The sequence below is a fragment of the Lewinellaceae bacterium genome (genome assembly GCA_020636135.1).
In the GTDB taxonomy this organism is placed as follows: domain Bacteria; phylum Bacteroidota; class Bacteroidia; order Chitinophagales; family Saprospiraceae; genus JAGQXC01.
This window is the reverse complement of record JACJYK010000001.1, coordinates 2,592,972-2,605,661: the sequence shown is the minus strand read 5'-3', so window position 1 is coordinate 2,605,661 and position 12,690 is coordinate 2,592,972. Positions and strand designations below refer to the sequence as shown.

The window sequence follows — 12,690 nt, the reverse complement described above, 5'->3', positions numbered from 1 at the left end:
AATTAGTTATTATTCATTTAATCCTTAAAACCAAATGACAAGATCCTGCCTGGCATTCCTTTTTGTGATTTTACCATTAAGTGTTGTTTTTAGCCAATGGCCCATGTCAAACGACACAACATTTGATACCAGGGTGAATTCCCCCGCTTATGCGATCGGGAAAGGGCCTAAAATTGGATTGGATGGGGCTCACCATAATTTTTTTATTCAGTGGAATTTTATCCAACCTTTCTTTGACCTGGCTAAAGCGGATGGCTACGTACCCATTGTCGGTCATTCAGAATTTACACCGCAATACTTAGATCAGTTTGATATCTTAATGATTATCACGGCGCTTCCTTTTGATTTCACCACAAAAAACGAAGTCACCAATGAATCCACCTTTTCCGAAGAAGAAATAACCAGTCTGTATGATTGGGTATCCAACGGTGGGGCTCTCGTGGTATTCAGTGAACATGCGCCATTTGACCAGGCAATAAATCCGTTGCTACACAAATTTGGTATTACATCAAGCATTGGTTACACCATCGACACCGCCCATTATAATAAGAAAATCGGGAGAACAGGATGGATTGAATTTTCTACGGAAAATGGAACTCTGAACAGGGAACACCCCATTATTCAGGGGCGAAAACCATCCGAAAGGATTAACAAATTATTGTCGTTCGGTGGAAGCGGACTATCGGGTGAAGGATATTCCAATTTATTAAGGCTGGCTGAGTCATCTGAAAATGTGATGCACGCTACCGGTGTCGGACCGATCGGCAAGGGAGACTCACAGGGTCTGGCAGGTACAGTTGGAAGAGGAAAGGTTGTTGCATTTGGAGACGCCAATGGATTTACGGCCATGCTATTTGATACCGAAGACCAGTCAAAGCCAGCTGACGGAATAGTCCAGAATTATGAAGACGAGCATTTGGCAAAACAGGCCGCCGGAATGAATCTGACGACTTACGATTGGAAACAATTTGTTTTAAACACGTTGCATTGGCTATCTGCGAAATAACAGTAGGATGCAACACAAACAGCATCCTGAAACCCTGAAACCATGAAGTTTTTTCGTAACATTCGTCGGGATTTTTTTAAAAACACCTCCAGCCTGAAATACTTGAAGTATGCCACCGGAGAGATTGTACTGGTTGTGCTCGGAATCCTCATTGCCCTACAAATCAATAACTGGAATGAATGGAGAAAAGAAAGGGCGTTAGAAATAAAGACCTTGATTGAAATTAAAAAATCACTGGAAGCAAATGATAATGAAATGGTTCAGGACTCCTTAAGAAGGGCGAAATGGAACAGATCAAGCGATATCATTATTAAGGCGTTACAAGAGGGAGCCGATTATAACGACTCCTTCAACATCCACTTTCACAATGCCCGCATACCAGGTACAAATATATCTTTGTCAACTGCAGGGTACGAAAATCTTAAGAATATAGGGTATCACATCATAGCTTCAGATACGGTGAGAAATGGTGTCATTGAGTTATTTGAGATCGCACAAAATAATTTGCTTGAGGAGATGGAATATTTTGAATCTTTTCAACCAAACCGGCAAACTCAAATTGACCAGCTGTTTGACTATGATGATGAAAAATTCGATGTCCATAACCCATTAAGCATTCCATTGGTCCCTCATGACTACACGTCGTTGCTGGATGATAAAACCTATTTAGCCATGTTGAAATCGGTAAAAGTACAGCGCAATATCATCGGTACAATGCTCCTTAGAAATTTAAAAGAAACCCAAAATGTATTAGCTTTAATCAATGAGGATTTAGAATCATTGTAAAGAATATTTATGTAGCATGCAAGTCATAAATCCAAGTTAAGACTCTTACGGGGATTGAGAAAAAATCAAGTCGATAAGGGCCAGTTGAAAAAGTATCATTTTTTATGCGGTCCAATTCTTATGAGTTAAAACACGATGATCTTTACTTGAAAATGAATTTGAAAGAAAAACGACTATTTTCAAAAGAAAAAGTGCTTTTCTCTTCCAGGTCAGTGTAAAAACCATCTCCGGGGAAGATTAAGGTAAAGTCCTTTATCCGTAACCCTGATCATTATAATTGCATTCATTCGTCAAATTCGTAACATTAATCATGAATTTCCGATTTACCTTTTCAGTATTGCTTCTATTCATTATTGCTTGTAATAACCAACCAGACCACGTAGTTGATGACAACAAAAAGATAGACTACGAATTGGTTGACAACTGGCCGCATTATCCACCGGGTACCATCGGCCAGCCAACCGGAATTGACGTGGATAGCAATAATCACCTCTTTGTATTTCACCGGGCCGGACGTCTGTGGACGACGCCATTTCCCGATACAACCATTGGACGCAATACGATCCTCGAAATAGATTGTGAATCCGGGGAAATTATTAATAGTTGGGGTGCGAACCTATTTATTATGCCCCATGGACTGACTGTTGATCAAAGCAATAATGTCTGGGTAACCGATGTTGGCTTGCACCAGGTCTTAAAATTCAGTCATGAAGGCCAATTGCTGATGACACTGGGAGAAGCAAAAACACCTGGCAACGATTCCACCCATTTCAATCTCCCTACCGATGTTGCCGTTAGCAAGGATGGGACGTTCTACGTAAGTGACGGGTACGGTAATAGCAGGGTGGCTAAATTTTCTGCTGAGGGAAAATACCTGCTGAGTTGGGGTTCGTTTGGTGATCTGGAGGGCCAATTCAATATCCCGCACGCCATCGATCTGGACCAGGATGGGAATGTTTACGTGGCAGACCGGCAAAATAACCGGATCCAGGAATTTGATGGTCTGGGCAAGTACCTACGGACATTTAAAAATAATCAAGACGTTGAACAAATACCCTCCCTGACTCTATCTGATCTTGGGATGTTAGTTGCCGTTGATTACGATTCACGCATTCAAAAAGATTCAATGGCAAATGGATCAACCATTTTTGGATTTGGTCCCACGGGGGATGAACGTTTTCGCTTTGGATCTGATGGTTCCCCTCTTCGAAAACCATCCTGGTATCATGACATTACCATGGACAAAGCTGGTAACATTTATGTGGGAGATATTTTCGGTATGAAGGTCTTGAAGTTCAGGTTAAAATCTTCATTATAATCAGCGATGATAAAATTACTCCGGAGAATCAGGCAGAATAAAGTTCGGTAAATATATTCAATATGTCATTGGAGAAATCATCCTGGTAGTTATTGGCATTTTGGTTCAGATTTGTCTGCAAGCATAATCGGTGTACTCAATCAGGCTAATTTCATCTCTATCCGATTAAAGTCACATTTAGAAGATTCAAAGTCACTCTTGAAGGATGTCGAAAATGAAATTGAAAGAAAACCTTAAGTAAAATAAATAATAGCCTGAGCCATTATGAAAACTTGGTCCTCTGTGCGAAGATATTGCTGAATGAACTTGTGACCCTCTGATGAACCTGTATGCTATCCTTATTCTTTAATCTATACTTCACGTTATAATCAGCTGTTAAATCTGCCGGCAGATGCTGAAATAAGAAACGATACCGTTCTTTCAGGGTAGTACTCATAATCCATATCAGATTTGACATTCAGGAAAAAGTGGTGAGCGTATCACTAGTTTAAATGATATGAATCATTGCTTCAAATGAATGTAAGTCTCATATGCATAACGTGGAATGGTTTAGTGTTTAGTGGACATTTGATTAATTGAAAATTTATAATTCAGATGCGTTATTTACGATGTGTTTTCAGTCTGGTTGGGCTCTTAACGATTTCTTGCTTTGTTCAAGCCCAGCCGTCTAATGAGCTATTTTACCGGCATTCTATTCAGTTGAATGTTGCAGGATTGGCTTTTGAACGATGGGGGATCGCTTATGAAATCCGTTTAACTCCCCGTCATGCCCTGTTCTTCCAGGGAGGTGGCTCGTTCCCTTCTATCTCAGAGGAAAAGGAATATGGGCTTGGACTACACTACAAATATTTTTTCAAACCCGTTTCAGATGCCAAATTCTTATGGCTGATCAAGTCGTCCTATCGCAACACGTTTGCAGACCTTAACGTACGGTACTTCAATTTGGACGGAATTCATAAGGAAGCTGAATTCCTGTATCATGCTTCATTCATAGGTGTCGGCATCGGACAGACCTATGTCTGGAAAAAGGGCTTTACCATAAGTTATTGGTTGGGCTATGGACCACCGGTGGGCGGAAAATACACCTGGAAAAATGAGGTGCCTGAGGATGGAGATACCTACGCCAGGAATTACAAAGTTGCATCCGGATTGGATTTCGGTTTGACGTTTGGATATTCTTTCGGAGGGCGCAAAGGTTGACCTGGATAGCCCTGAGCATGTAAAGGATCCTGGCAAACCAATCAGCCACTCTTGCAACTTCCGTGACGATCAGCATGATTCAAGTTTTTTAAGTGCCTGCCGTTACCTGGCAGGTTGCACTTCCTGTTCTGATGCATAATTGCACTGAGCTGCGATAGCTATTGCATGTTTTGGGTTAATTTGCAACCTGTATGCAAATAGTCCGGAATGAGGAAACAAGCTTTATGCTACTGGTTTTACAAATGTTTGTTGTTGTTGGGGATGAGTGCATCCCTGAGCCTTTCAGCCCAAACGGCTTATTTTATATCTCCAGGCGGGAACGATGAAAATCCGGGTACGATAGACCAACCTTTCAAGACCCTGGTACATGCCCAGGAACTTGCTCGCCGTATATCAGGACTTATTACGATTTATCTCCGGGAGGGGACCTATTATCTTGACAATGTGCTGGTATTTACACCTGAAGATGGCAATGAGGGTAAACAATTGACAATTTCTGGATACCCCGGAGAACATGTGGTGATCAGCGGTGGCGTTAATCTGAACCTTCAGTGGGCCCCGTTTCAAAAAGGGATCATGCAGGCTCATGTTCATGATTTGAGTTCAATGGACCTGATGACGGTCAATGGTGTCATACGGCCGATGGCGCGGTATCCGAATTACGATTCGACCGCATTACGCTTCAATGGTACCGCGGCCGATGCGACTTCACCCGCGCGAATTAAAACCTGGAATAATCCAGCAGGTGGCTTTCTTCATGCCATGCACCGCGGAGACTGGGGTGATTTTCACTACCGTTTTACCGGTAAAACAGCAGATGATGGACTGGAAATGGAAGGCGGATGGCAAAATAACCGGAGAAATGGCCTGAGCCCGGACAACCGCATGGTAGAAAACATCTTTGAGGAGTTGGATGCCCCGGGAGAATGGTACTTCAATTCTCAACAATCCATATTGTATTATTACCCCCTCGCCAGTGAAGACATTCATACGGCAAATTTTGAAGTCGCAAAACTGAAACACCTTATTGAGGTGAGAGGAACTACAGCGAATCCGGTCAAAAACATCATCCTGAAAGACCTGGAGTTTACACTTGCCACCCGGACGTTTATGGAGCACTATGAACCCTTGTTGCGTTCTGATTGGACGATATACCGTGGAGGAGCCATTTTTTTGGAAGGAACGGAGAACTGTACCATCCAAAATGCATATCTACATAATCTGGGAGGAAATGCCGTCTTCTTTTCAAAATATAATCGCAATTCCGGCATTTCCGGATGCCATCTGACACAGATAGGTGCGAGTGCGGTTTGCTTTGTAGGTGACACCGGTGCCTTACGATCACCCAGTTTTGAATACAATGAGTTTGTCCCATTACAGAAGATCAATCGGGCACCGGGACCTAGAACTAGCAACTTCCCCTCTAATTGTTTCGTATTGGACAACCTGATCCATAACATTGGATTATTTGAAAAACAGATTACCGGCGTGGAGATTTCGATGAGCCAGGGGATTACGGTAAGCCACAATAGTATTTATGAAGTCCCCCGTGCCGGGATCAACGTCAGTGAAGGCACCTGGGGTGGTCATATTATTGAGTACAACGATGTATTCGATACGGTGAAAGAAACCGGAGACCACGGTTCTTTCAATTCCTGGGGGCGTGATCGTTTCTGGCACCCAAAGCGCGCCACGATGGACACACTGGTCACGGAAGAGCCAGCGCTGATTCTGGCTGATGCCATGGCAACCACGGTTATCCGCAATAATCGATTCCGTTGTGACCGCGGGTGGGACATCGACCTGGATGATGGTTCGAGTAACTACCGCATTTATGACAATTTATGCCTGAATGGTGGCATCAAACTCCGTGAAGGCTTTTACCGTGTGGTTGAGAACAACATCCTGGTTAACAGCACCTTCCATCCGCATGTATGGTTTGCAAAAAGCAGTGATGTATTTACCCGGAATATTGTGATGAGTCAGTACGCACCTATCCAGCTGCAGGGATGGGGCGAGATGGTTGATTATAACCTCTTTACCGACCAGGAAGCCCTGGAAACTGCCCGGCAGCATGGTACGGATCAGCATTCCATCGAAACAAAGATTGATTTCGTTAATCCACAAAAGGGTGATTTTAGTGTGGAGGCCCAGGATTTAGAGGTGTTCGAAATGGGCTTTCAAAACTTCCCCATGGACAAATTCGGTGTAGTCTCTCCCCGTCTGAAGAACATGGCCAAAACACCGCGTATGCCGGTTCCTATACAAAATCAACATGCATCCGGTACAAACACTATGGTATGGCAGGGATGGCGGATTAAGAACCTCGAGACATTAGGTGAGCGATCGGCGACCGGGATGGATTCCGAACGAGGTATTTATGTGGTGACTCAGGTAAAGTACGACAGCCGGATGCGGGATTTCATCCAGGCCAATGATGTGATCCTCCAGTTTGCAGGTGTGCCGGTGAATAACCTGGATGAATTGCTTCTAGCTGCAAAACAAACAGACCTGACCCAGCCAGTGCAGATGGTCATCTTCCGGAATCAAAAAGAAAATGTTGTGGTGATTCCCGGTAATACTATGGAGTGACGGTTAACCCTGGTTGAAGATAAGCGTTATGAAAGACGACACAGGTCCTTATCAAACGATGGTTCAATGATCAGTCCTTCCGGTGCAAATCCCTGCATCAAAAAATATATATATGTGTTTTACGGTGTCTCGGTTAGCTTCAGATGGTCTTCGTGTCCCATTTTCTACACCCTTTTTATAAAACCGGAGTGCGTGGTTCTTTGCTGGGCCAATGAAACTATGCTGTAATAGCTGATCTTTAAAATATTGATTTATAGATGATTATAGTTCTGTCATGCTATTGGCGGCATATTGGCGGCTCCCATATCGGCCGTTAAATCGATTATGCAGATAACTTGTCTGCTTAAAATTCATACTAAATGAGACTGATATTTTTTATGATAACTTATCTGTTATTAATCACAAATGGCATAGGTCAGGTCGCTGAAGATTCCGACCTGTATAAGCAGTTGAGGGTTGCGGATAGCTTAGTCTTCGATGAGGGATTTAATCATTGCAATCTCGAAGTTTTAAAGGAGATCATGCACCCGGATCTGCAATTTATGCACGATCAAAACGGGATGCAGGACCGGGATGCCTTTTTCCAGGGCTTTGAGGAAAGTATTTGCTCAAACCCGGATATTAAGCCCATTCGAAAGTTGGTCAAAGGTAGCTTGCAGGTTTATCCGTTAAAGAATGAGGGTAAATTATATGGCGCTATCCAGACAGGAATCCATGAGTTTTTCATTGCAGTACCGGGTAAAGAACTGCGTTTTACCGTCAATGGTAAGTTTACCCACATTTGGATTCTGGAACAGGGCAATTGGAAATTATTCCGAGCAATCAGCTACGATCATCAACAGCCTGAACGATACCCTGAACCATTCGAGGACCATTTTCCATTTCCTTTGTTTAATGACGACGGAAATATTGAATCGCTGATCAAGGCACTCAAGATCCCGTCCATATCCATCGGGTACATCCATGACGGCAAATTGCAACAGATCCGTGCTTTTGGCGAGCAAAAGCCAGGCCTCCCGATCACTTACAACAGCCTGTATAAAGTGGCTTCTCTGACCAAGCCCATTACGGCACTCACCGTCTTGAAGTTGGTGGATAAAGGGATTTGGGACCTGGACGAACCGCTATCCTTGTATTACGTGGATCCGGAGCTAAAAGATGCTCCATATCTTCCGAAATTAACGACCAGAAATGTTCTGAGTCAGCAATCGGGATTGCCTAACTGGAGGTATTTGCGAGCGGATAAGAAATTGGTTTTTGAATTTAAGCCGGGTACAAAATTTCAATACTCCGGGGAAGGTTTTGAATACCTCAGGAAGGCATTGGAACACAAATTTTCCAAAACGTTGGATGAAATCGCGCGTCAGGAATTGTTTGAACCGCTGGGGATGCATGACACCCATTATTTCTGGTCGGATCAGGTTGACGAAAACCGTTATGCGGTTGAAAGCGATCCGGAAGGAAACCCACTGGCTTATGACAAATATAAAACGGTAAATGCTGCTGCCAATCTGCTGACTACTGTCGAAGATTATGGCAAGTTTCTGGTGTATATCCTGGATGGAGCAGGTCTCTCGCCGGAGTTATATAGGTTATTCAGTAGCCCGCTTTCGATCGTGAAGGAAGGCATAAACTGGGGGCTTGGTATGCAGGTTTTTCCCAATTTACCCGGTAATGAATATGCTTTGGTTCATACCGGAGGTGACACGGGCACTAAATGCATCGCAATGGTTTTGCCGGAGTCAAAGCGTGGTCTGGTCCTTTTTATTAATTCGGAAAACGGGTTGAAGATCTGGAAAAAGATCATTGAAGAATATTTTGACGAGCTGGGTGCAGAAATCGTACGGCGAAATTTGGAGGGATAGCAATGCACTTGCAAAGAAACAGGTTCATTTCGTACATTGTCCAAAGTCAGGGCTTAAGGGGTTATGAGACGTGTAACCCGCTCGAGCAGCCAGACTTGAATGCATTGTACCTAGAATCTTAAGCGAGGATGAACCCTTTGGTTTACCACCGGGAACGGTTAAATTTAACGCAAAAGGAGCTTGCAGAACAATCTGGTGTTTCTGTTCGCACCATCCAAAGGATTGAAGCTGGGGAGGTACCCAAAGGCTATTCCAGGAAAACGCTCGCTAAATCACTGGGTATTGATGAAATTGATTTATTGGAAAAAAAGGAAACAGGTCAGTCAACAGATAAAGCCCTGAGGTACATCAATTTTATTCCAATTCCTTTTCTGATTTTACCACCGCTTCAGGTAATTGCTCCTCTGATTATCATGTATTACTACAATAATTGGTCGCCAACGGCCAGAAAGATGGTAGATATTCAATTGGTTTGGTTGATAGCCACTGCCATCCTGGTGGTATTGAGCTCCTTCGTCAAACGACTCTTAAACGATAACAATATGGTTACGCTCACCGTGGTCGTGGTGGCCCTATTGGCGAATCTTTTTATCCTGGTAAAAAACGGCATACAACTGCAAAAAAATGGCAAGCTTCAGATCGCTTTAAAGTTCTCCATTTTATGAAATGGTCTGACAAAAGAACCGACAGCCAGGATTTGCCAGGACCTAATTGCATCACAATAATGGGTATTCGATTCTCTAAGCCCATCCGGGAGCGATTAGCATTGTTCCTCAGAAATAGAGGCGATTTATAACGGTGCGTTGTATTTTCGGGCTATAAATGCTAGAGGCACAGTAAAGAATCAAATAGGGTGTCTATGAAAAAGTTGCGGATATTTTTCACGGGAGGTTCGGGTAAAGCTGGTAAGCATGTTATTCCGTATCTTCTTGACCAGGGGCACCGGGTGTTGAATGTTGATCTCGTTCCGCTTGATCATCCGGGAGTGGATAATCTGATCGCTGATATTACGGATTCGGGACAAATGTTTAATGCGCTGAGTTCCTACATGGGCCTGGATGAATTGGATACAGGGAATGGCAAACCCACTTTTGATGCCGTAGTGCATTTTGCGGCGATACCCAGAATTCTGATCAAGCCGGATAATGAAACGTTTCGGGTGAATACCATAGGAACCTATAATGTGCTGGAGGCAGCTGTAAAACTTGGAATTCGAAAAATTATTATTGCTTCATCGGAGACGACCTACGGCATCTGTTTTTCCGATGGGGAGACCGACCCAAAATCTCTGCCTCTGGAGGAGGACTACGATGTTGATCCTATGGATAGCTATGGATTGTCGAAGGTGGTCAACGAACAGACCGCCCGTAGTTTCCAGCGGCGTTCTGGTTTTGATATTTATGCGTTGCGTATTGGGAATGTGATTGAACCGGATGAATACGCCAAACTCTTTCCGTATTATTTTCAAAATCCACAGGTACGTCGAAGAAATGCCTTCTGTTATATAGATGCCCGTGATCTGGGGCAAATCGTAGATTTGTGTTTGAAAAAAGATGGTCTGGGTTACCAGGTTTTTAATGCCGGAAACGATCACAATGGTGCTGTTATTCCCAGTATGGAATTGGCTGAAAAATTCTTTCCCAATGTGCCGGTTACCCGCGAATTGGGTGAACATGAAGCTTTGTTTTCCAATCGTAAAATCCGTGAACTATTAGGGTTCAAAGAACAACACAACTGGCGGAAGTATGTGAAGTGGGACTGAGCCTGTCCGGCCGTCACAATTGTGTTTCACCGATGCCATTTTTTACAAGGTGATACCACTCGGTGTATTTATCTGACCTGCCGGGTTGCTCCTCATCCAGCGGATTGCCCTTTTTGTTCCTTCATCGAAATGGGATTGATCTTATAGTCCAGCTACAAAACAAAAAGCCCCCGGGCATTCCCGGAGGCTTTGTTGCAGTAATTTGGGGTTATTGATTCTTGACCGGATTGGCTGTTACCCGACGGTCCGGCAGAACCTGACGCGTGTCGCGCTCGACTTGTTGTAAAGAAGATCTGTTTTTTGAATCGATGCAAAAGCTCTGTGTTTCCCGGTATCCATAGTAGCCATCCGAATCCAGAATGACACGGCCATTAGCATCTCTTAATTCATACCAGCCCTTGCCATAATCGCAGCAGATGCCGTCTCCGTAACTGTCATACATGGTGAGTTTATAGCATCCTGAAGGCAGGCATATGGACTCGCTGATCTGTTTCCGGTCAAAATCGGGGTAACCTCCGCCTTTGGCGACCACTTTGCCCTGGCTGTCCCGGATCTTCCAGGAGATGTCAGCGCCAAAGTCGTCCGGCTTAATTACCAGAGTCATCTGTGATCCGCCTGGTGCCGTGACATTCGCGCTGGTTTGATCATTACCGGTATTGGCATCCGTTTTTCCGTTCGGGCTTTTGCTTGTGGCTACTATTTGTTGCTGACCGCCACCGATGGTCACGGATGGAAGGGTGACTGTTGTTTTTCCTTTTGCCGCCAGTTGCCCTTTCCAGGTGTATCCAAGCAGTTTTCCTCCATTACCCGAAAGTTCAATCACCACACTGGTCAATGCCGTAGTCCCATAATTGTTAAGGATTACTTTGAAATTAACCGAAGGGCTGCATGCCTGCGTACTGCTGACGGTGTAGGTAAGGCTGGTCAATCCTGCGTCCACTCCCGATGCGGCCACTTCACAAGGCTTGCAGGAACCACCGCAGTCGATCCCGGTCTCATCTCCATTTTTAATACCATCATCGCAGGTGGGCTGGGGTGGCGTTGGCGTGCCGGTTGAGCAGGTCGTTCTTCCCGGGGTGATCAGCTGGGCGCGGGAGCTGCCAAGGATGGAACGCATGTAGGTGACCTGCCCGGTCGAAAAAGCATTCATGCAGTCATCATCGACATAGTCCATGTAATCCATAAACATGTCGCCCTGATTGTTGCACGAAGGGCTGGGATGGTTTGGACAATCGTAATTTTCCTGTGCCTGGTTCGGCGTATCCGAAATACCGTCATCCACCTGGCAGCCATCGCCCCAGATGTGGTCCAGTCCCAGATAATGGCCTGCTTCGTGGGTAAGGGATCTGCCCAGGTTAAATGGTGCGGTAGCACCACTGTTTGGTCCACCGAAGGCCTCGGTGAGGATAACCACGCCGTCTTCGTCCGTGCTTGGTAGAGAGTTTGGCGTAGGCAGATAAGCATAGCCTAGACCGTCGATATTGGGAGCAACCCAAACATTCATATAGCGCTTGGGATCCCAGTGGGATGCCCGTTTGATTGCAATTTCATTGTTGTCAAAATCCTGGTTTGTGGGGTAGCGGGTGATGCCATTCGTAGCATTGCCGTTGGGATCCACGGATGCCAGACAAAACTGGATCTGTCCACCACTGACTTTGAAAACAGAAGGCGTATTGACCGCGTCTGCATTTTTGCGCAGAAAGTCAAGGTTCAGAGCGGCGATCTGACTGAGGATGCGCTGATCACTGATGTTGGTTCCGGTACCAACCGCTTGTCCGGTGCGATGCACGACAATCACGTGAACGGGGATGGTCAGTAATGCGAGTTCGGTTGGTGTCCTGGTTTCGAGATTCAGCATTTCTCTCTGCCTTCCTTCCATAATTTCCGAACGGTAACCAGGCCGGCTTTGATAGAGGAGGTCCATTCGTTTATCCGTATTACAACGGCTTATCCGGGCGGTGGATTCTACCGTTTGCTCTGCCGTTACCAGATTATCCAGCGATAGATCTTTTTTGCACGAGGGCATAAGGATGAAGGTGTATGCCAGGCATACATAGATTAATATGCGTTTCATGAATTCAGATTTTGGCTTGCGCCGGGTTAATAAAGCTTTTGGTAGAAATGCTGCAATAGAGAGAGTCTTTCGTTTCTTTCTACTATG

9 protein-coding genes are annotated in these 12,690 nt (G+C 44.7%); 8 read left to right on the top strand and 1 reads right to left on the bottom strand.

All coding sequences use genetic code 11. The features are described from left to right. The first annotated feature begins 34 nt into the window (after window positions 1-34). From H6570_10000 to H6570_09965, 8 genes are all read left to right on the top strand, one after another. Entirely contained in the window at window positions 35-1,006 is a 972-nt protein-coding gene (locus H6570_10000; protein MCB9319604.1) for a hypothetical protein, read from the top strand. Between the two features lie 42 nt (window positions 1,007-1,048). Further along, window positions 1,049-1,792, top strand: a complete 744-nt coding sequence (locus H6570_09995; protein ID MCB9319603.1) for a hypothetical protein — start codon at window positions 1,049-1,051, stop codon at window positions 1,790-1,792. 310 nt (window positions 1,793-2,102) lie between these two features. After that, a complete protein-coding gene (locus H6570_09990) occupies window positions 2,103-3,110 on the top strand; it encodes a hypothetical protein (GenBank protein MCB9319602.1) in 1,008 nt (335 codons plus the stop codon). Window positions 3,111-3,704: 594 nt separating this feature from the next. Continuing rightward, on the top strand, window positions 3,705-4,310 hold the full coding sequence (locus tag H6570_09985; protein MCB9319601.1) for a hypothetical protein: 606 nt from the start codon (window positions 3,705-3,707) through the stop codon (window positions 4,308-4,310). A 261-nt stretch (window positions 4,311-4,571) separates the two neighbouring features. Beyond that, complete coding sequence (locus tag H6570_09980) at window positions 4,572-6,902, top strand: right-handed parallel beta-helix repeat-containing protein (protein ID MCB9319600.1); 2,331 nt, start codon at window positions 4,572-4,574, stop codon at window positions 6,900-6,902. Between the two features lie 359 nt (window positions 6,903-7,261). Continuing rightward, window positions 7,262-8,767 carry a class A beta-lactamase-related serine hydrolase gene (locus tag H6570_09975; protein MCB9319599.1) on the top strand — a complete coding sequence of 502 codons (1,506 nt, stop codon included), beginning with the start codon at window positions 7,262-7,264 and terminating at the stop codon, window positions 8,765-8,767. Between the two features lie 128 nt (window positions 8,768-8,895). Then, a complete protein-coding gene (locus H6570_09970; GenBank protein MCB9319598.1) occupies window positions 8,896-9,432 on the top strand; it encodes a helix-turn-helix transcriptional regulator in 537 nt (178 codons plus the stop codon). A gap of 194 nt (window positions 9,433-9,626) precedes the next feature. After that, window positions 9,627-10,529 carry an NAD(P)-dependent oxidoreductase gene (locus H6570_09965; protein ID MCB9319597.1) on the top strand — a complete coding sequence of 301 codons (903 nt, stop codon included), beginning with the start codon at window positions 9,627-9,629 and terminating at the stop codon, window positions 10,527-10,529. Window positions 10,530-10,737: 208 nt separating this feature from the next. Here the strand turns inward: H6570_09965 and H6570_09960 are convergent, their stop codons facing one another. Beyond that, window positions 10,738-12,603 (bottom strand): hypothetical protein, encoded by a 1,866-nt coding sequence (locus tag H6570_09960; GenBank protein ID MCB9319596.1) that lies wholly within the window; start codon window positions 12,601-12,603, stop codon window positions 10,738-10,740. Between the last annotated feature and the right edge of the window lie 87 nt (window positions 12,604-12,690).

Coding starts and splice junctions, on each gene's coding strand:
- H6570_10000 (MCB9319604.1), top strand. CDS start 35: ATGACAAGATCCTGCCTGGCATTCCTTTTTGTGATTTTACCATTAAGT.
- H6570_09995 (MCB9319603.1), top strand. CDS start 1,049: ATGAAGTTTTTTCGTAACATTCGTCGGGATTTTTTTAAAAACACCTCC.
- H6570_09990 (MCB9319602.1), top strand. CDS start 2,103: ATGAATTTCCGATTTACCTTTTCAGTATTGCTTCTATTCATTATTGCT.
- H6570_09985 (MCB9319601.1), top strand. CDS start 3,705: ATGCGTTATTTACGATGTGTTTTCAGTCTGGTTGGGCTCTTAACGATT.
- H6570_09980 (MCB9319600.1), top strand. CDS start 4,572: ATGAGTGCATCCCTGAGCCTTTCAGCCCAAACGGCTTATTTTATATCT.
- H6570_09975 (MCB9319599.1), top strand. CDS start 7,262: ATGAGACTGATATTTTTTATGATAACTTATCTGTTATTAATCACAAAT.
- H6570_09970 (MCB9319598.1), top strand. CDS start 8,896: ATGAACCCTTTGGTTTACCACCGGGAACGGTTAAATTTAACGCAAAAG.
- H6570_09965 (MCB9319597.1), top strand. CDS start 9,627: ATGAAAAAGTTGCGGATATTTTTCACGGGAGGTTCGGGTAAAGCTGGT.
- H6570_09960 (MCB9319596.1), bottom strand. CDS start 12,603: ATGAAACGCATATTAATCTATGTATGCCTGGCATACACCTTCATCCTT.